This is a genomic window from Virgibacillus proomii (genome assembly GCF_900162615.1).
In the GTDB taxonomy this organism is placed as follows: domain Bacteria; phylum Bacillota; class Bacilli; order Bacillales; family Amphibacillaceae; genus Virgibacillus; species Virgibacillus proomii.
Genome location: NZ_FUFN01000010.1, coordinates 301000 through 320806 on the forward strand (window position 1 = coordinate 301000; position 19807 = coordinate 320806).

The following is a 19807-nucleotide window of genomic DNA, read 5'->3' on the forward strand; positions in this document are numbered from 1 at the left end:
CCACTGATTGAAGATTCACTTTATCATCAATCAATAAGTCCAGAAATACAGGATGTAAACTTTAACTTACAACTGTGTGGTCTAACTCCACTGTCTTAGACGTTATCCGCTTTTAACCTTGTCTTTATTCGTCCATACTAAGTTTGTTGTGAATTTATGGGTGGATATAGAAAAAGTAGCCATACGGATTTATGGTATAAAGTATCATGTTATATGGGAAACAAAAGGGGATCGTATAAGTATCAAATGAGGAAGAATTATTGGTCAATTTTCTAATTTGGATTTTTATCTAGGTGTATTTTAATTTTCTTTTGTGTTTTATATTTTTGATGGTGCTTTAACGGACACATTTTTTTATTGGATTAATTACGATGTTATTTTTTACGAATCTTGTCCAATCATTAAAAACCCTATTTTAAATTTGTCTTAGCGTGTTTCCTTTGCTTAATATGGAAATATTTTCTTGTTATCCCTTTAACCAGAAATAACCCCTCTATTTACCATTAATCAATGGATTTTGTTTTATTTTGATAAAATGGTAGGAAACGCCTCCTTATAGAAGGAAATTTCATTTTATCTAAATTTATATTATATTTATTGATAGTAACTATTTTATGGGGGTGCGGCAATGGACTGTTGCTGTAAAAGTGGTAAAACTATAAACTTAAAGCTAGAAGGCGATATTGGATCTGATCCAATTTGGTGTAAGTTATGTGGCTGTAATTTAGACAGCGAAGACTTGCCGATTTCTAAGGAATTAGCTAATAAATTAACTAATTGGGCATTCCAATATGGCGAATGGATCGATTGGGAAACAGATAAATTGCTTCCACATGCTAGCGAACGTGAAAAGCAATTTAATGAAAACGGTCTGATTTTAACAGAAAAGTTAAAGCGGGAGCTAGGTGTTTCCTATGCTGTTGATTATGTACCCTCATTGACCGTGAAGATGTATGAACGTATAAAGGGTTAACTATTTAATAAAATCGGTATAAAAGGCTGGTGATTCGTTTGGATAGGATAATCGAGTTTACTGTACTGGTTGCCATTTTGTACTATATGTTTAGACTTATACAGGTGTTGGTGAAAATGCGACAGACGATCATCTTTCCAAGCAATGTACAAGAAGTGAAAGCATTGAGGAAGTACCCTCAGAAAACAGTGGATAATCCTACTTATAAATATCAAAAATCAGGATTTCTTTTAAATATACTAGCAGTTTTATTTATTGCAGCAATGTTTAGTATTGGTATGATTACGGAGGCTCTTGCATCGAATCATTACCTGTTTATGCTGGCTTTTCTGATCTATTCATATTTGATGTTACAATTAAATCTATTTGCAGTAATAGACGATGGGTTATTATTAGGCACCCGTTTTATTCCTTGGGAAAGAATAAATAAATTTTCTTTTACACCAATAGATGTAAATCATAGGTACTATGGTCAATACAAGGAGGCAAATGGTGGGTATGTGTTAAAAATTAAAACTAGGATAGGTTTTAGGCAAGTGGTTATTATGTCTGAAGATTTGAAGCAGCAGTTATCGCAGCTGATGCATGAGCATGTCGCAACAAAAGGGAAAGCAACGGAAAAGGTACATGAATCATCTTAAGTTACTTTACCTGTAGGAGCAATCGTCAAAAATTTAGTTTATCCTGCATGTAACTGCGGTAAGACCTCCACACTTCCATGAAACCCAGGAGGATAAGTGGAGGTCCTACTGCAAATTCAGGTTGACAGGACAGGGAAAGCCTCTTGAATAAGCATGGCACGCTGAAAAAGTGCTTTTCTTTATTCAAGGATACAAAGGACTACGACAGCGATACATTGCGATTTTTTCAAGGGCATTGCGACTTTAGCCTTTGTTTTACTTCAAGGAAAAAAGTACTTCTGTATGAGTTTCACTTATAGTTAGGTGATGAGGTGATTCCTCAGGTCAAGGTTTTTTATAAATTAGAAAAGTTTAGTAGTACGATTAACAGTTAGTAAATATGGAACATATACTAATCCTCTGTGGATACAGAAACAGCCATTGTTTATGGCTCTGATAGTCAAAGCCTCATGTACAAACATTACCCACTTCCTTAGTTGTAAATAAGTTGCGTAAAACATAGAGTATTCCTTCAGCGTAAGGTTTTGGGGCTATTTGCTGGTGCAAGGACTTTGCTTCGTCGGTAGCGTTTTGTAATAGGTATCCATGTTTTACACTCTTTAACATATCGATATCATTGCCGCTGTCTCCAAAAGCTATCGTATGGTTGTACGGGACATTATAGTAATTTTTTACAAATGCGGCAATGGCAGCTTTACCGGTTTCTTGTGGAATAAAATCAACATCATACGCTTCTTCGGGATCGCCGGCCTTTGGATTACAACGATTTATGTTTACCTGAATGCTGTGATTTTTAGCCTGCTGTTTAATGATGAGTAAATCGTACTCGGTTCGCACATCAGACTCCATATAATAATAGTAATTATATTTATACGGGCTTTGGCCATGCTGTGTTTGCTCTTGTAATTGAATACCGTACGTATTTTTTAATTCATTATAAAGATGGTGAACCTGATCGCTGGAAAAGCCAGATCGTTTTATTTTTTTCATCCATTCAGGAGATGTTTGAAAATCCCCATTCTTTGTTATAAAAAACAGTTCTGTACCTAGATTACTGCCAATAAAATGTGGGTAAAATTTTAGCTTTGCCAGCTCCATTTTATAACGAATATGTTCTAAGCTACTTCCAGTAATCCAACCAATTTTAACTTGATGTTCACGTGCTAATATATACAGAAAGTCTTCTAATTCCATTAACTTCTCTAATTGAGATTGGCTACGCTTGTGGGGATAATAGGTTTCATCGAAATCAAATAATATAAGATAATTCGTTTTATTGGTTGAAGGAAATGTAGATGTCATTATAAAAACCTCCTAAAAAGTTTTGCTCATTGTTATAGGCTCTCTAATTAGCTTTTTACATGAAGCCCTACTTCATCTACATTTACTATACGGTCTGGGAACGTTCCCGTGTCAATAATAAAAATAGAGGTGTTAAAAAATGCCCACGATTTTGGATATTGCAAAGCGAAGTGGAGTTTCTAAATCTACAGTTTCTAGGGTTCTTAACAATCATCCACATGTTTCCGAGGCTAGTAAAAAGAAAGTAATGGAGGCAATTCAAGAACTTTCGTATGTACGAAATGCCAGAGCAGTAAAACTGAGAACACAAAAGAGCAGAATGATTGGTATTGTTGTTCCAACCATTGATGCTACTTACTTTAGTCAGCTTGTTAGTGCTTTCATTCAATGCTTTCGAAAATATAATTACGGAATTATTATCCATGAAACATTATTCAAACGTGAAAATGAATTGGAAATGTACGATAAGCTGTTGCATAAAGAGTTGGATGCTTTAATTATTACGAATTCTTTATATACGGAAAAAGAAATTAAACATAAGATTGATGATCATATTGTCATTGTGTGTAATGAACAATTTTCCGGTACGGCTCTTGATGTGTTTGGCTTAAATGAAGAAGATGCTATTTTTGAGGCAACGGAATTTTTGTTAGATAAGGGATGTCAACATATCTATTTCTGTGCAGATTCAATGTTAACACCATTACAGCAAAGCCGCTGGAGCGGATTTAAAAAAGCACATGAACACCGTGGGTTATCGTGCCCAACTGAAAACAGATTTGATGGGATAAGAACGATTGAAGATGGGATAGTGTTAGGGAACAAACTCTTTCAAGAAGGTTTAGAGGTAGATGGAATTATAGCTGGCAGTGATTTTGTTGCCGCCGGTATACTGCACGCAGCCAGATTACATAAGATAATCATACCAGATGATCTCCGTATTATTGGGTTTGATAATCACCCGATTTGTAAGACGACATATCCGGAATTAACCAGTATTCAAAACAATATAGAGGAAATGGTAGCTGATGCGGTTGCCTGCTTAACGAATAGAATGAACGGCGAAAGCTTTCCACCAAGAAAGAAAAGCTATCGAGGCAGGATGATTGAACGTCACACGACTTAACCTAGAAGGGCATGTAGTAACTAAGTAATTAAGACTAAAGAGAATTACAGCCATTTCGATAACCATCCATGTGAGCATAAAGAATGCCCACATGGATGGAAGTTTTAATCAATGTTAATTAAAATAACTTGCTTTATACACCAACAGAAACAGTTTCTGGTAACGTACTTCCTCCGTCAATAACGATGGATGTACCTGTAATATAGCTGGATTCATCAGAGGCTAAGAAAGCAGCGAGTTCGCCAACTTCTTCTATTTTACCTAAGCGTCCTAAAGGCACTCCACTAGCGATACCATCGATAACTTCTTGAGGATTTTCCGGATTTGTTTCTTTTGCCATTTGCTCTGCCATTGGCGTTAAGACATAACCTGGCAATATAGCATTAACAGTGATGTTATCAGGCGCCACTTCTCTAGCTAGTGCTTTAGTAAAGCCTAGAATGGCTGCTTTTGTTGTGGCATATGCTGTTTCACCAGGGTCAGCAACCATGGTTCCGGTTACAGAAGATAGATTTACAATTCTGCCTTGCTTTGCTTTTTTCATGTATGGAAGAACAGCCTTTGTCACATTCCAAACCCCGTTAATATTAATGTTAAAATGGAAATCTCTTGTTTCATCATCCATGTCCTCAAAATTTTCTAAACGCACTACCCCTGCGTTGTTAATAAGCGCATCAATACGTTGATATTTTTCAATTACTTTTTTAATACCAGCTTTTACGTCTTCCTTTTTCGTAACATCTACTTGAAGTGCCATAGTTTCAAACCCATTGTCTAATAATTCCTTAGCAGTTTCATGTACCTGCTTGGAAACATCTAATAAGACGGTAATAGCACCATGCTTTGCGAGGACTTCTGCAATTCCTTTACCATTTCCCATTGCTGCACCAGTTATAATTGCGATCTTTCCTTCCATTTTCTTCAATTAAAACTACCTCCTCATTATGATGGATGTTTCACCATTTCTAGTATAGCAAATATTATTAACCATTTCGGAAGCTTTTATTTAAATGTTTGTTAATGTTTAAAAAGACTATTAAATGTATAAATGACAAAGTTTCGGGATTTAACAAGTTTTTAACTGCGTATTGGATAATAGTTTACTGAAAACCTCTATTAGTGAAAGGTTTATGTCATCTATTTTACACTAATAACTGCACCCGCCTTCACATATTTTTCACATGCTAAATATAGGTTGTTAGCGTATAATGGAGGCAGGTCATTCTTGGAGTTACTTCCAATGTCTGATTGGATTTTAAGTATCTATGTATTTTTAACGAAAACAACATATTAACTATTTCTTGTAATGTTACCGTAGGAATAAACGCTTGCTTCATTAGGGGAATCATATTATTATCAAGATTCTACTAAGTAGCAGTAAAAATAGCGGTATGAATTATAGTTTTAAGGGGAAGAAAGTTATCATGAATTGGGGAGGAAATCTTAGGTGCCAAAGCAAAAATGGGCAAGTATTTTTGCTAAGACAGTAAAAACGGGCATTATTCGATCGAATCTTATTCCTATGTTCGCCGGTTTTACTTTAGCATTATATACATATCAAATAAGTTTAATGGAAAAACTTCCGGAAATTATTTTTGCATTACTGGGAACTGCTTTAGTAATTGGAGCTGCTGGGGCCTTTAATAATCTATATGATCGAGATATCGATGCTATTATGGACAGAACTAAGTCTCGTCCAACCGTAACTGGGGAAATTAAGCCAATAGGAGTACTATGGCTTAGTGTGATCATGAGTATTAGTGGAATTGTACTGCTTGCTTTAACAACATGGTTGGCTGCTTTTTTAGCTTTTTTAGGGCTGTTTCTTTATGTAATCCCTTATACCATGTGGAGTAAACGTAGGACCGTGTATAATACGGAGATTGGCAGTATTTCCGGTGCGATGCCGCCGCTTATCGGTTGGGCAGCAGTATATCCAGATATAACACACCCTGCAATCATCGGTCTTTTTGTAGTTATGATTATTTGGCAAATGCCTCATTTCTACGCCATCGCTATTCGTAATCATAGGCAGTATGAAGCGGCAAAAATCCCGATGCTTCCCGTTGTAAAAGGAGTAAAGCGAACCTATATTCAAACAAATGTCTATTTATTAATTATGTTTGCCATTAGTTTTTTGTTTGGGACGTTAAGTTTGGGATTGATGCTGGTTGCGGTATTATTAAGTGTAGGATGGTTAACACTTAGTATATACCGTTTTAGAGCTAATTCGGAAAAATGGGCAACATCGATGTTTGTTTATTCGCTTATCCATATGACTGTGCTCTTTTCTACAATTATTATTTATTCATTAATGGGTATTATTTTCGATTTGTAATTGAACATTCCAAGCTGTTACAGTACTCTATATGTCAGCTTGGCTTTTTGTATAGCTAAGATTAGAATAAAATAATCGTTGTTTTGTGCATACTTGATTATAATAATGGGAATATCAATTTTATTGTGGCAAAATAATCGTAAGAGGCAAAAAAAGGAAAGGTGTATAAATGGATAACTTGGCTGCATCAATTATTATTCTTTTCATTTTAATTATTGCTAATGGCATTTTTGCCATGACAGAAATTGGTATTGTTACATCAAGAAAAATTAGGCTGGAACAAAAAGTAAAAGAAGGTAGTAGTCGCGCAAAAACTGCTCTTTACTTAGCTGAAAATTCCAATGAACTGTTATCTACGATTCAAATTGGTATTACACTAATTGGTATTATATCCGGTGCTTTTGGGGGAGCCGCTATAGCTGATGACCTTAGTGCCTATCTGAGCAAAATAACGTTTTTGAAACCTTGGAGCAATGAAATAAGTATGGTGTTAGTAGTAACACTGACGACATTTTTGACACTTGTAATTGGAGAGTTGACGCCAAAGCAGATCGGTTTAACAAACCCTGAGAAAGTAGCACTTGCTGTTGCAAAACCAATGTACTTATTTTCTAAAATAGGTAAGCCGCTTATTTGGGTTTTAGATCAATCTACTTCTTTCGTTTTAAAGATACTCAGGGTAAAGAAAACGAATGAACCCGATGTCACGGAAGAAGAAATTCAGCTAATGGTAGAGCAAGGTGTTCATAGTGGCAGTGTTCAGCCAATCGAGCATGAAATGGTTGATCAAATCTTTTATATGGGAGATCAACGCCTTAGTGATATTTTAACACCTCGAACTCAGTTGACATGGATTGATGTAGAAAGCAGTTTTGAGGAAAATATGAAAATTATTAGTCAGAGTGAACATTCCCGTTTTCCAGTAGGAAAGGGGAGTTTGGATCATTTTTTGGGTATTATAAGCACCAATAAAGTATTTTCTAAGCTATATGCAGGTGAAGCATTTTCGATTAATGATTGTATAGAAGAAGCATTAATTTTATCAGAGCATGTTAAGGTATTTCAAGCTTTAGAAACGTTAAAAGCATCCGGTCATCATCAAGCGGTTGTAGTGGATGAGTATGGTGGCATTGAAGGATTTGTTACGTTATATGATTTTATGCAAGTGATTGTTGGTGAAATATCTAGCGGAGTAGGTAGGGAACGGGCAACGATTATTAAACGGGATGATCAGTCCTGGTTAGCTGATGGACAAGTATCCATTGATGCCTTTTTACGTTATTTTGATTTAGAAGATGAGGTAGATGAGGAAATTGTAAGAAATACCTCTTTTCAAACACTTGGAGGTTTTATTACGAATGAAATAGGAAATATCCCTAAGGAAGGGAATAGCGTTTATGTAGCAGATCTAAAATTGGAAGTCGTTGATATGGATCGAGTACTCGTTGATAAGCTACTGATCACTCGTGTGAAACCAAAGAATACGGATAATGAAAGCAGTAGATAATAACTAGTAAACATTTGCAAAATTGGACATGCAAGGAGATTAAAAATGGAATTTTACCAAAGGAAAATAGAAGATGTTCTAGAAGCAGTTGAATCAACAAAACATGGTTTATCAGAGGAAGAGGTACGGTCTCGTCTGAAGCGTGACGGCTTTAATGAAATTGAGGATAAAGAAAAAGTACCAACTTGGAAGCTATTTTTAGAAACATTTAAAGATCCTATGGTAATTGTGCTTTTGGCTGCTGCAGGTGTACAAATATTGCTTGGAGAATGGGTAGAGTCACTTATTATTTTCCTTGTGCTAATTATCAATGCAGTAATTAGTGTTGTGCAAACGCGAAAAGCAGAAAGTTCCTTAGAAGCTTTGCGGGATATGTCTGCTCCAGAAGCGAAGGTAATCCGAGGTGGTGTTAAGCAGACGGTTGCTGCTAAAGAGCTCGTTCAAGGGGATATTGTCTATTTGGAGGCAGGTGATTATGTTCCGGCTGATGGTCGGTTACTTGAAAGCGGCTCTCTAAAAGTTAATGAAGGAATGCTTACAGGGGAGTCAGAAGCAGTAGAAAAGACGACCGAAGCAATCGAAGAAGAGGTTACTATTGGTGATCGACGGAATATGGTGTATTCTAGCTCGTTAGTTGTATATGGGCGTGGAACTTTTGTTGTCACTGGTACAGGTGCAAAAACAGAAGTTGGTAAGATTGCTGATATGTTATCTACAGCGGAACAGAAGGAGACACCATTACAGTTAAAACTGAATAGCTTTAGTAAAAAGCTAGGGATTGGAATTTTAATCTTATGTATTGCCATTTTTGCTGTACAGGCAGCGCGCATTTGGCTTGGGGATAGTGAAGCAGACACAACAACAGCATTATTACATGCACTTATGTTCTCTGTGGCGATTGCAGTTGCTGCAATACCTGAGGCCCTTCAATCGATTGTTACGATTGTGCTGGCAGTGGGAACGAATAAAATGGCAAAGCAAAACGCTATTATCCGTAAATTGCCTGCTGTAGAAACATTAGGGTCGACGAGTATTATTTGTACAGACAAAACCGGAACATTAACGCAAAATAAAATGACAGTTACCGATCATTTTTTACCATTTAATAAAAATGAACGCCTGCCAGAAAATCTAGATGATTGGAATAAAGCAGAGCGCTTGCTTGTATATATTGCTGCTTTATGTAATGATTCTTACATTAATGAAGACAAGCAGGAGGTGGGGGATCCAACTGAGGTTGCTTTAATCAACTTTGCTAATAAGCATGGTCAAGATTATGAAGTTTTGCGACAAAACTTTCCCCGAGAAGCGGAGTTGCCGTTTGACTCTGATCGTAAGCTCATGTCGACTGTGCATACGATAAATGGATCAAAATTCCTTTTGGCAAAGGGCGGGCCAGATGTAATGTTTCACCGTTCCAGTCATGTATTTATAGATGGGGAAGAGCAGCCATTAACTGATGATTTACTTGCTCGTTTTGAAGGAGCAAATGAAGAGTTTTCGAACCAAGCACTGCGAGTATTAGCATATGGCTATAAACGCTTGCCAGAGGATAAAACGGAGTTATCTCATGATGATGAATATGATTTTGTATTAGTTGGGTTAACTGCGATGATGGATCCACCAAGAGAAGCTGTTTATGGATCCATTGAAGAGTCAAAATCGGCGGGAATTCGTACGATTATGATTACTGGTGACCACAAGACAACAGCTCAAGCAATTGGTCGGGATATTGGCTTAATGGGAGACAATGATATTGCGATTACTGGAAAAGAACTAGATGATATGTCAGATAAAGAGTTAGATGAAAAACTGGATCAAATTTCAGTATATGCTCGTGTATCTCCAGAAAATAAAATTCGCATTGTTCGTGCTTGGCAACGAAAAGGTGCTGTTACAGCTATGACTGGAGACGGGGTTAACGACGCTCCAGCATTGAAACAAGCGGATATTGGGATTGCCATGGGAAGTGGTACGGATGTTTCCAAAGATGCTTCGGCCATGATTTTGACCGATGATAATTTCGTATCAATTGTAAATGCAGTACAGGTTGGGAGAACAGTATATGCCAATATTAAAAAAGCAATTGGTTATTTATTTGCCGGGAATTTAGGAGCGATTATCGCTATTTTATACGCTGTTATATTTAATTTGCCAAACCCGTTTACTGCATTGCAATTACTTTATATTAATTTGGTAAATGATTCCTTGCCTGCCATTGCACTTGGTATGGAAAAACCTGAACCGAATGTGATGAAGCGTAAGCCACGTCCAACAGATGAAGGAATATTCGCAGGCGGCACCCTACGAACGGTCTTAACACGTGGTATTTTAATTGCCGCAGCTGTCGTCATTTCTTTCTATATTGGTTTATCTCATTCTAATGAAATGGGCGTAGCAATGGCATTTACAACCTTAATTATCTCAAGGACTGTCCAAACATTTGCTGCCAGATCAAATACGGAAACATCTATAAAAATCGGCTTCTTCAGCAATAAATACGTAATCGGAGCTGTTTTACTCGGATTTGTGTTGTATGGTATAACTGTTTTACCGTTTGCTCGAAGTGTCTTTAATATTCCTCCAGCATTTGGACTGACAGAATGGGCGATTGCGACAGGCTTAGCCATTGTCTCAGTGATTTTTATGGAACTAGCAAAAAAGATATTTCATCGCGTGCCTAAAAGTTAATTTATTACGGCGAAAAAACAGCTGGTGTTTTAACATTAGCTGTTTTTTCATTAATTAGGGATATAAAAAGTAATACGAGAGGGGGATTTATCCCGCATGTAAGGTGCCGTAAGACTCCCACTTCAAGATCCCTGTGTTCATACAAAAGGGGCTAAGTGGGGGAAACGGCACCTAAATGCCCGATTCGTTCAAGCTTTTCAGTAGGAGATGGAAGAAAACTCCTACTGAATGAAGTTTCACTTTATTTTGTTAAAAGATAATTGGTTTACCGTTCAAAAAATCGATAGTGAGACATATGCTATTAGTGAATATGGACATTGGCAGAAGGTACATTCTTTTTTGGTGTTAGGTGAAAGAAAGGCTGTATTGATTGATACTGGTTTAGGAATTGACAGCATGAAACGAATAACGGATTAATTAAACATATAAACCAATTGAAGTTTTGGCCACACCGTACATACGGATCATATAGGAAGTCATGGAGAATATGATAAAATTCATTTCATGAAGCAGGTAAAGATTGGCTCATCAATGGCATTCAAGGTTTGTCACTAGAGCAAATCAGAAAAAATCTAGCTAGAGATATAACTATACCTACCTCTGACGTTTGATCCAGATACATGTAAACCGTTTCAAGGTTTTCCTACATATATAGTAAAAGATGGGGACATTATTGAACTAGGAAATAGAAAGTTAATTATCTATCACACGCCAGGTCACTCCCAGGACATATAGTAATTTTTGATCGGAGCAGGGGATATTTATTTACTGGCGATTTATCCCGTAAGGTGCTGTAAGACTCCCACTTCAAGAGCCTTGAGTTGATACAAAAGGGTCTAAGTGGGAGAAAACGGCACCTAAATGCCCGATTCGTTCAAGCTAACATTCAGTAGGAGATGGAAGAAAACTCCTACTGAATGAAGTTTCACTTTATTGTACGACGAAACGCCTGTTTATGCTTTTTTCCCATCAAGCAACCCGGTTGATTTAGTCCAGTCATTGATGAGGATTTCTAAGATAGATGGGGTGACTAGATTATTTGGTTCCCATAATACCCTAGGACTTGATCCAGCTATTTTACACGAAGTGAATAGGGCAGTTGTTTACCTACTAGAACATGATCTTGTAAGGTTTGGTACAGGTGTACATGAATTTAACAGTTTTCGTATGCAATTCTAATTAGATTGCACGTTAGATATGGTATACAGAATGTAACTCCTATTGGTTAGAGTTAACTGTAATGTTTGTTGTGTTGGCTGTGGACGGGGTATGTCCACATTAAAATTTTACTTTTTCCATTAGAAAAATATAAAACTTTAACAACAGTTGACTCAATAAGTATTAATGTTCAAATTATATGTAACTTAGCGCTTATCTTTAAACGACTTGTCGACAGCCAAGTTTTCGGATCGATTTTGCTTGGTTTTCATTTTTAAACGAATCGGGTATACTATAAGGGATAGACAATATAATAAAAAACCGCTTGGTGCTGGAAACACCAAACGGCTTTGTGCATAGCCCTTTAAGGGGGCGACTCACATTTGAGAAAAAGTAACCATTAAATGCTCGTCAGGCTAGGGTGGTTACTTTTTTTCTGACAGAATAGCTACAATGAGCGTTCCGAAAGAGATCATTAAGACCAATCCTTCGAAAACTGTCATAGGCCTCACCCCCTTTCTAAAAAGGGATGAGCCACCACCCATGAAAGCCTTATGCACTTATAGGCAATTATAGCATAAATTGGAATGTAACTTCATGTACATATTCTAAAAAGATCTGATGACGGTATTAAGAAGCTTCGTAGTATTAATAAAAAGTATTTTTAAATTTAAATATTGTCAAGTTCTTGTCACATAAAAGCTAATTATTATGTAGTAAGCTGTAAAGGTATTATTTTTTATAAAAGCTGTTAAAATAAAGTAAGAGGAATTTATAATGTATGAGTCAAAGTGAAGAGCTGCTGTATTTATTTTTTCACCTGTAGTGTAAAAGAAGTTAATTAAGTTTAAATTCAAATGTGAATTATTGATCAATAAGTCTATGAAGCATTAGTAGCCATTGGTCAACAGTTTTTAATGTTTAGGGGAATTTATATCCGTATCTTTATGGTAGATATATTTTTGAAAGTAGTTACATCTTCTAAGCGTGCACTCATGCTATAGCCAACTCCGCTATTCTTCCATGATAAGTTAACATCGACACTGTTGCTTTTATTTTATTGGGAGTTCTTCGGTTTGTATGTTGCTACCGACCGATTCTAATTTTTGTTCGTGTAGACTAAAATTAGTCTTTATAAAAAAAGTCATAAAATATACATTTGAATTTTTGTTGATTTACATATACTATATAACTATATATAGTATGCTTTTTTATTTTAACACACTATATATAGTGTGTTTGTTTTTACATACTATGGTTAATGTACTATTTGGATAAAAATCTTCCGTTAAAACAGGAAGATGAGGAGGAATAAATGTGGTGAATCTAAAAGCTGAGCCTATTAATAAAAACGACGAATTAATGTTAGCTTTTCATGAAATTGTATCAAGCTCTAATCAAGATTTAATTCAAGAAAATGCAAATGTAGATGGACGATCTCCTTGTGGACAAATGAATAAATTTGCCAATGAAAGTGCTAAATTTTATGCGAAAACGCAATTGTTAAGTACTGAAGCAAATCAAGCACTAAAGGAGAATTACATTCATATTCATGATCTAGACTATATGCCAACAGGTACTGCAACATGTTGTCAAATACCATTAGGTAAGTTATTGAAAAAAGGTTTTAACACAGGCCACGGCTATATGCGCTCACCACAAACAATTATGAGTGCGATGGCATTAGCTGCGATTATTTTTCAAAGCAATCAGAATCAACAGCATGGAGGGCAAAGTTTTCAGGCGTTTGATTATGATTTAGCTCCATTTGTAAGACGAACATATAAACGGCGTTTGAACAGGTTGAAATCGTATAAACTTCCACTTACTCAAGCTGAGTTGGAAATGTTAGCATGGGAAGAAACAAACAAAGATTGTTATCAAGCATGTGAAGCATTTATTCATAACTTAAATAGTCTGCACTCCCGAAGTGGTGGTCAAGTTCCATTTACGTCGATTAATTACGGAACGGATACGAGTAAGGAAGGAAGAATGATTATAAAAAACCTTCTATTAGCTACACAGGCAGGATTAGGAAAAGGAGAAACGCCAATTTTTCCAATTCAAATTTTCAAAATGAAAAAAGGTGTTAACTTTTATAAAACAGATCCAAATTATGATTTATATCAATTAGCATTGGAAACAACTGCAAAACGTCTCTTTCCTAATTTCAGTTTTATCGATGCGCCGTTTAATTTGGAGTACTATGAAGAAGGAAAACCAGATTCTGAAGTAGCTTATATGGGCTGCCGTACTCGAATTATGGCTAATCGCCATGGTAAAGAAAACAGTGTAGGTCGCGGAAATTTATCGTTTACTAGTATTAATTTGGTAAAAATAGCACTAACATCACAAACTTTTGAAGCATTTATTAATAAATTAGATAAATATACGGATATCGTCATTCGTCAACTATATGATCGTTTCTTATTTCAATCACGTAAACTTGTGAAGGATTTCACTTTTTTACATGGTGAAGGAGTTTGGACGGGAAGTTCTGAGTTAAACCCAAATGACACATTAGAAAAGGTATTGAAGCAAGGCAGCTTAAGCGTTGGGTTTATCGGTTTAGCGGAATGTCTTGTTGCACTTATTGGTAAGCATCATGGCGAATCAGAGGAAGCACAGAAAATGGGAATAGAAATTGTGGCATTTTTACGACAAAAATGTGATCAGGCATGTAAACAATACGATTTAAACTATTCATTAATCGCTACTCCAGCTGAGGGATTAAGTGGAAGGTTCACCAAGCAAGATCAGAAAGAGTTCGGCATCATAAAAGGTGTCACGGATAGAGGTTATTATACGAACTCTTTCCATATTCCTGTTTATTATCCAATTTGTGCATTGGATAAAATAAAAAAAGAAGCAATGTATCATCCTTTTACGAATGCAGGGCATATTACGTATATTGAAGTTGATGGAGATATTAGTAAAAATTTAAAAGCAATGGATACCATTGTTAAAACAATGGCGGAATGTGGGATAGGTTATGGTAGTATTAATCACCCAGTTGATCGTTGTAAAAGCTGTGGTTATACTGGGGTGATTGATAATGAATGTCCAGGCTGTCACACGACGGAGGAATCAGAATTTGACAGAATACGTCGGATTACCGGCTATCTTGTTGGCACAATGGATAAATGGAATACGGCTAAGGCGATGGAAGAGCATGATCGGGTGAAACATTTATAATGGGAACAGAAACAGCACGTATTATGTCCATCTATCATGATTCCGTTGTTGATGGAGAAGGACTACGCACGGTAATTTTTTTTGCAGGATGCCCCCATTTTTGCAAAGGATGCCACAATCCAAAATCATGGAATATAAGAAATGGAAAAGAAATGCAAATTGAGGAAGTTGTCAAAGAGGCTCTTAACCCATTAACGGATATTACATTAAGTGGTGGTGATCCTTTTTTCCAAGCGAAAGCAGCTTCTAAAATTGCGAAACAGCTTAAAGAGGAACATGGGAAAAACATCTGGGCTTACACAGGGTGGACGATTGAGCAACTGCTAACAATAAAAGACGAGAATCAATTGGAATTGCTAAGATATGTCGATGTATTAGTTGATGGCCCATTTATTTTAGCAGAACGAGATTTAACGTTGTCATTTCGCGGTAGCAGAAATCAGCGAATCATTCATATGGATGAACACCGTCCAATATAGAAAGATGTTAACCCTTCTTTATAACGTATAACCTTTCTAAAAATGCACAAACTAAGCTTGAATTTTTAGAAAGGAGATTGCGTCCATGAATAATTTGACTCAGACAGAACTGGAGAATTTACGAAAAATTATTAGTGAACATGGGATGATTGCCAATAAACTCGAAGCCTATGCACAGTCAGCAACGGATCAAGAGTTAAAATCCATATTACTTCAGGATGCGCAGGCTGCAAGACAAGCACAACAGCAGCTATTACCATTTTTACAATAGGAGGGCTAACATTGTTACAGGATAAAGATATTGTAAATGACTACTTAAACGGATTAAATGCCAGTTTAAAAAGCTATGCTGATTATATTAGTCAAGCGAATAATGCACAGCTTAGACAAACATTAATTAATATGAGAAATAATGATGAAGCTCGTCAGCGAAAGGTATATAGTTTTGCTTCCCAAAAAGGTCACTATAAGCCAGCAATGCCAGCTGATCAGCAAGAAATTCAGCAAGTGAAGTCAGAGCTGACAGCTGGTCAACAGTGAGTAAGCTCTTATAGTTTTCATGCAGAAGCCTCCCTATGCTATGATAAGTAGTGATAGGGAGGTTTTTCATGATTTACATTGGACTGACTGGATGGGGAGATCATTATTCCTTATATCCTGCACAAATTAAACCGAAAGATAAATTAGCTGAATATAGCAGTCATTTTCTTGTTGTAGAAGTGGATGCCTCATTTTATGCTGTCCAGCCTGTTCATAATGCTGAAAAGTGGGTTTCAGAAACCCCGGAAAACTTTCGCTTTGTCGTAAAAGCATATCAAGGGATGACGGGGCATCGTCGGAGAGAAGATGACCCATTTTCAACAAAGGCAGAAATGTTTCGAGCATTTAAAGAGTCGTTAAAGCCATATCAACAAGCAAATAAACTGGCAATGGTTTTATTTCAATTTCCTCCATGGTTTGATTGTACTAAAGAGAATGTAACTTATTTACGGTATTGTAAAAAAATGATGAACGATATACCAGTTGCATTAGAGTTTAGAAATCAGTCTTGGTTTAGTGAACGTTTTCGAGACAGTACGTTAATGTTTATGAAGGAAGAAGGATGGATTCATTCGGTTGTGGATGAACCACAAGCTGGTGAAGGGTCAATCCCAACCATCCTGGTAGCAACAAACGATGACTTAACTTTGATTCGCCTGCATGGCAGGAATGTTCACGGTTGGAATAAACCAACCAGTGCTGACACGAATTGGCGTGATATACGCTATTTATATAAATACAATGAAAAGGAACTTTTAGAATGGAAAACACGACTGGAAAAGCTGAAAATAGAATCGAAGGATATTATTGTTTTGTTTAACAATAATTCCGGTGGTGACGCAGCAGGAAATGCAAAGCAATTACAAGAATTGTTAGGGATCGAATATGATGGTCTTGCTCCAAAGCAATTGGATCTGTTTTAATATAGAAACAGGGAAGGTGTTCTGCTTTTGGGCTGATATTAATCGTCCTTTATACGATGAAACAAAGAAGAAATGACACTATCAATGATTTATTTATAGAAACGAATGACAATATTAATTAACACAATATTATCATTACGGGCGACCGCGCAAAAAACCCGTTTGAACATCATGTTTACTTTCCCGACGTTCGTTCATCTTTTTCTTTCATAAAAGATCATCTCCTTATATTTGGAATTGTTTACTTTATACATGATAAAAACAATTCTTGAAAAATAACCTCGAATCCAAGGTCTTCGTAGCTAGTCGATATTTCAAAAAACAGCTATTACCATTTTTTAAGGTAATAGCTGTTTTTTCGATATTACGGGGGTAAGGCTTACATTACCAGCTAAAGACGAAAGGTAAAGTATGTATCCAATAAAGTGAATCTTTAATCAGTAGAAGTTTTCTCTTTGGTCCTCACTGATTGTTAGTACCGAAAAGGGTATGACCTAAAAACCTCTGAACAGAATCGGACATTTGACTTGCAGTAAGATCCTCTATTTATTCTCTAGGTTCACCTCGTTGCAAGGGAGTAGAGGTTTTACTGTCAGTTACAAGCGGGATAAAATCGGATTCACGTAACACTTATCCGGAATGATTAATGCTTTGTTTGATCATCAATTATTTAACCTCTCCACGTGTGACGTTACTAATAATCCAGCGCTGGGCTATCAGATAAACAATTACCATTGGTAAGAGCGCGAGCAGATAAGAAGCAAATGCTAAGTTATAATTGGTGCTAAATTCAGTTTGAAAAATATATTGAACCAATGGCAAGGTTGCATTTTCCGAGTCTGTTAAAATTACTAGTGGTAGCATAAAGTCGTTCCAAGCATATAATGTAGTCAGGATTGCCACTGTCGCATTCATTGGTGTAAGAAGCGGGAAGATAACTTTCCAAAAAATCCTCCATGAATTTGCCCCGTCCATTACAGCTGCTTCTTCCAGTGCAACTGGAATAGATTTAATGTAGCCCACATATATGAATACATTAAAGGACAATTGAAACACAATGTATAAAAAGATGAGTCCAACCAAGTTATCCATTCCTAATAGTGCTGTTTGTCTGACAAGTGGGAGCATAATTATCGGAAACGGTACAAACATAGCACTAACAAAATAATAGAATAATCCTCTAAAAAATCGCTTATGCATATTTCTAGCAATAGCGTAGGATACAAGAGAATTGGTTAACACCGTTAATACAACTACAAAAAAGGTAACGATAAAACTATTTGATAGTGCTTGGAAGAAATTAGTCAATTCAATTGCATCTAGGAAGTTTTGGAACCGCCATTCTTTTGGTAATGATAGTAATGAACCAGCCATTTCCTTAGGTGTTTTTAGCGCGACCGTGATCGTTAAAAATAACGGAAAAAAAATCAGTAGCGTCTCAACCATTAATAATATCGTAACGAACCAGTTTTTCTTTGTTTTCATTGCTGCACCTCCCGTTTTTGTAAGAAACGTAATTGAATAATCGATAGGGCAACAATAACAATAAAGTAGATGACAGCATTAGCCGATTGATAGCCAAATTGCCCACCTTCAAAGCCACCTCGATAAATTAATACTGAAATACATTCTGTTGCATAGCCTGGGCCACCACCGGTTAAAGCGATAATATGATCAAATACCATTAAAAATGTTTTTAAAGCGAGTACCATATTAATTGTGAAAAATGGCGTAATTAAGGGAAATGTAATCGACCAGAATCTTTTCCATGGGGATGCTCCATCTATGGCAGCAGCTTCATAAACGTCTCCTGGTACTGTCTGCAATCCAGCTAAGTAAAGGATGGTATTAAATGCAGTAGCTTGCCATACCGCCATATTGACGACACCAATCCAAGTATGATCGGGGCTGCCTAATATATTGGTTGCTAGTGCTTGGATACCAAGGCTTTCCGAAATTTGCGGTAAAAATATGGTAAAGATAAACTGGAAAATAAAACCCACGATTAAAATACTTAAAATATTCGGCAAAAAATAGATAGCTCGTAACGTTTTTTGAAACTTAATATTGGAATTTAAGCCAAGTGCGATTAATAAACTAAACATATTTACTAAAATTGTGGAGACGATAGCAAATTTAAACGTAAATCCATATGCGTTTAGAGCACGAAGATCCTTAAATACATTTATATAATTTGAAAAACCGGTAAAATCCCATTCACCATAACCTCGCTAGTTCGTAAAGCTATAGAATATACCCTGAATGAGAGGGAAGGTGTGGAAAATAAAAAACAAAAAAACTGCCGGGATGGTCATAAACAAAAAAGCTCGTTGTCGACTTTTCAATTGACTCACTTCCTTGATATCTTAATTGAATTTGGTCCCACTCTCGATCCAAGTCTTTTAACAATTTGGAAGTGTTACCTTGATAGAGAAGTTCCTGCACCATATTTTGTACACCCATTCCAGCAGGATAAAAGTGATCTGGAAAGCTGCTTATTTTTCCTTCCTTGAAATTTTTCTGAATTCCTCGCATTACAGGATCATTAGATATAACATCTTTGCGTACAGAGAAGGCAGATTGCTCCTTCATATATTGTTTTTGTCGTTCTTCTTCCATCATAAATGAAATAAACTTTTTAGCTCCTTCTTGATGTTTCGATTCTTTTAAGGTAGCAAACAGAACATCAATCCCAGATACCAAATTATTTTTATTTAGATCATTTGTTACGGGTAGGGGCAAATACACCGAGATCGAGATCTGGATTTAGTTTAAGCAGTTCAGGTACTGCCCAATTTCCCTGTGAATAAAACACCCCTTCTCCTTGGGAAAAAGCCTGATTTCCATCATGGTAGCCAATACCAAACATTCGATCATGGCCGTATTCTTTTAGTTGTAAATACTTTTCGGCCACTTCTTGGTGTGTCTCTTGAA

The 19807-nt window shown here is 36.4% G+C and carries 17 protein-coding genes and 3 pseudogenes; 13 read left to right on the forward strand and 7 right to left on the reverse strand.

The window, feature by feature from the left end; translation table 11 throughout:
• The first annotated feature begins 628 nt into the window (after positions 1-628).
• Both BN1066_RS09485 and BN1066_RS09490 read left to right on the forward strand, forming a co-directional pair.
• Complete coding sequence (locus BN1066_RS09485; protein ID WP_077319215.1) at positions 629-973, forward strand: hypothetical protein; 345 nt, start codon at positions 629-631, stop codon at positions 971-973.
• Between the two features lie 116 nt (positions 974-1089).
• Complete coding sequence (locus tag BN1066_RS09490) at positions 1090-1614, forward strand: hypothetical protein (RefSeq protein WP_077319216.1); 525 nt, start codon at positions 1090-1092, stop codon at positions 1612-1614.
• Positions 1615-2061: 447 nt separating this feature from the next.
• Here BN1066_RS09490 and BN1066_RS09495 read toward each other — a convergent pair whose 3' ends face one another.
• Positions 2062-2916, reverse strand: a complete 855-nt coding sequence (locus BN1066_RS09495) for an HAD-IIB family hydrolase (RefSeq protein ID WP_077319217.1) — start codon at positions 2914-2916, stop codon at positions 2062-2064.
• Between the two features lie 139 nt (positions 2917-3055).
• Between BN1066_RS09495 and BN1066_RS09500 the strand changes: the two genes are divergently transcribed.
• Positions 3056-4042, forward strand: coding sequence for a LacI family DNA-binding transcriptional regulator (locus BN1066_RS09500; protein ID WP_077319218.1), 987 nt, complete (start codon positions 3056-3058; stop codon positions 4040-4042).
• 133 nt (positions 4043-4175) lie between these two features.
• Here the strand turns inward: BN1066_RS09500 and ucpA are convergent, their stop codons facing one another.
• Positions 4176-4967, reverse strand: coding sequence for an SDR family oxidoreductase UcpA (gene ucpA / locus BN1066_RS09505; protein WP_077319219.1), 792 nt, complete (start codon positions 4965-4967; stop codon positions 4176-4178).
• 522 nt (positions 4968-5489) lie between these two features.
• Here ucpA and cyoE point away from each other — a divergent pair.
• The 5 genes and pseudogenes from cyoE to BN1066_RS20750 all read left to right on the forward strand — a co-directional run.
• Positions 5490-6380, forward strand: coding sequence for a heme o synthase (gene cyoE / locus BN1066_RS09510; protein ID WP_077319220.1), 891 nt, complete (start codon positions 5490-5492; stop codon positions 6378-6380).
• A gap of 169 nt (positions 6381-6549) precedes the next feature.
• On the forward strand, positions 6550-7887 hold the full coding sequence (locus tag BN1066_RS09515; protein ID WP_077319221.1) for a hemolysin family protein: 1338 nt from the start codon (positions 6550-6552) through the stop codon (positions 7885-7887).
• Between the two features lie 45 nt (positions 7888-7932).
• Entirely contained in the window at positions 7933-10578 is a 2646-nt protein-coding gene (locus BN1066_RS09520; protein ID WP_077319222.1) for a cation-translocating P-type ATPase, read from the forward strand.
• A 228-nt stretch (positions 10579-10806) separates the two neighbouring features.
• Positions 10807-11357, forward strand: a pseudogene (locus BN1066_RS20745) (MBL fold metallo-hydrolase); the annotation flags it as partial.
• A 151-nt stretch (positions 11358-11508) separates the two neighbouring features.
• Positions 11509-11757, forward strand: a pseudogene (locus tag BN1066_RS20750) (MBL fold metallo-hydrolase); the annotation flags it as partial.
• 404 nt (positions 11758-12161) lie between these two features.
• Here BN1066_RS20750 and BN1066_RS21230 read toward each other — a convergent pair.
• Positions 12162-12281: a putative holin-like toxin gene (locus tag BN1066_RS21230; protein WP_425445275.1), complete on the reverse strand. Its 120-nt coding sequence runs from the start codon at positions 12279-12281 to the stop codon at positions 12162-12164.
• A gap of 775 nt (positions 12282-13056) precedes the next feature.
• On the opposite strand from BN1066_RS21230, the gene BN1066_RS09530 reads away from it, so the two are divergent.
• The 5 genes from BN1066_RS09530 to BN1066_RS09550 all read left to right on the forward strand — a co-directional run bounded on the left by BN1066_RS09530 (position 13057) and on the right by BN1066_RS09550 (position 16873).
• Positions 13057-14931, forward strand: coding sequence for an anaerobic ribonucleoside triphosphate reductase (locus BN1066_RS09530; RefSeq protein WP_281250286.1), 1875 nt, complete (start codon positions 13057-13059; stop codon positions 14929-14931).
• A 23-nt stretch (positions 14932-14954) separates the two neighbouring features.
• Positions 14955-15410, forward strand: coding sequence for an anaerobic ribonucleoside-triphosphate reductase activating protein (gene nrdG, locus BN1066_RS09535; RefSeq protein WP_077321428.1), 456 nt, complete (start codon positions 14955-14957; stop codon positions 15408-15410).
• A gap of 85 nt (positions 15411-15495) precedes the next feature.
• A complete protein-coding gene (locus BN1066_RS09540) occupies positions 15496-15681 on the forward strand; it encodes a hypothetical protein (RefSeq protein WP_077319224.1) in 186 nt (61 codons plus the stop codon).
• A gap of 11 nt (positions 15682-15692) precedes the next feature.
• A complete protein-coding gene (locus BN1066_RS09545) occupies positions 15693-15950 on the forward strand; it encodes a spore coat protein (RefSeq protein WP_077319225.1) in 258 nt (85 codons plus the stop codon).
• 68 nt (positions 15951-16018) lie between these two features.
• Entirely contained in the window at positions 16019-16873 is an 855-nt protein-coding gene (locus tag BN1066_RS09550) for a DUF72 domain-containing protein (protein WP_077319226.1), read from the forward strand.
• A 666-nt stretch (positions 16874-17539) separates the two neighbouring features.
• Here the strand turns inward: BN1066_RS09550 and BN1066_RS09555 are convergent.
• The 4 genes and pseudogenes from BN1066_RS09555 to BN1066_RS20760 all read right to left on the reverse strand — a co-directional run bounded on the left by BN1066_RS09555 (position 17540) and on the right by BN1066_RS20760 (position 19787).
• Positions 17540-18358, reverse strand: coding sequence for a carbohydrate ABC transporter permease (locus tag BN1066_RS09555; protein WP_077319227.1), 819 nt, complete (start codon positions 18356-18358; stop codon positions 17540-17542).
• Positions 18355-19188, reverse strand: a pseudogene (locus BN1066_RS09560) (carbohydrate ABC transporter permease). The gene BN1066_RS09555 and the pseudogene BN1066_RS09560 overlap by 4 nt, the downstream one beginning before the upstream one ends.
• A complete protein-coding gene (locus BN1066_RS20755) occupies positions 19118-19621 on the reverse strand; it encodes a type 2 periplasmic-binding domain-containing protein (RefSeq protein WP_245799754.1) in 504 nt (167 codons plus the stop codon). Before BN1066_RS20755 ends, BN1066_RS09560 begins: the two are co-directional and overlap by 71 nt.
• Positions 19593-19787, reverse strand: coding sequence for a hypothetical protein (locus BN1066_RS20760; protein ID WP_245799755.1), 195 nt, complete (start codon positions 19785-19787; stop codon positions 19593-19595). Before BN1066_RS20760 ends, BN1066_RS20755 begins: the two co-directional genes overlap by 29 nt.
• Between the last annotated feature and the right edge of the window lie 20 nt (positions 19788-19807).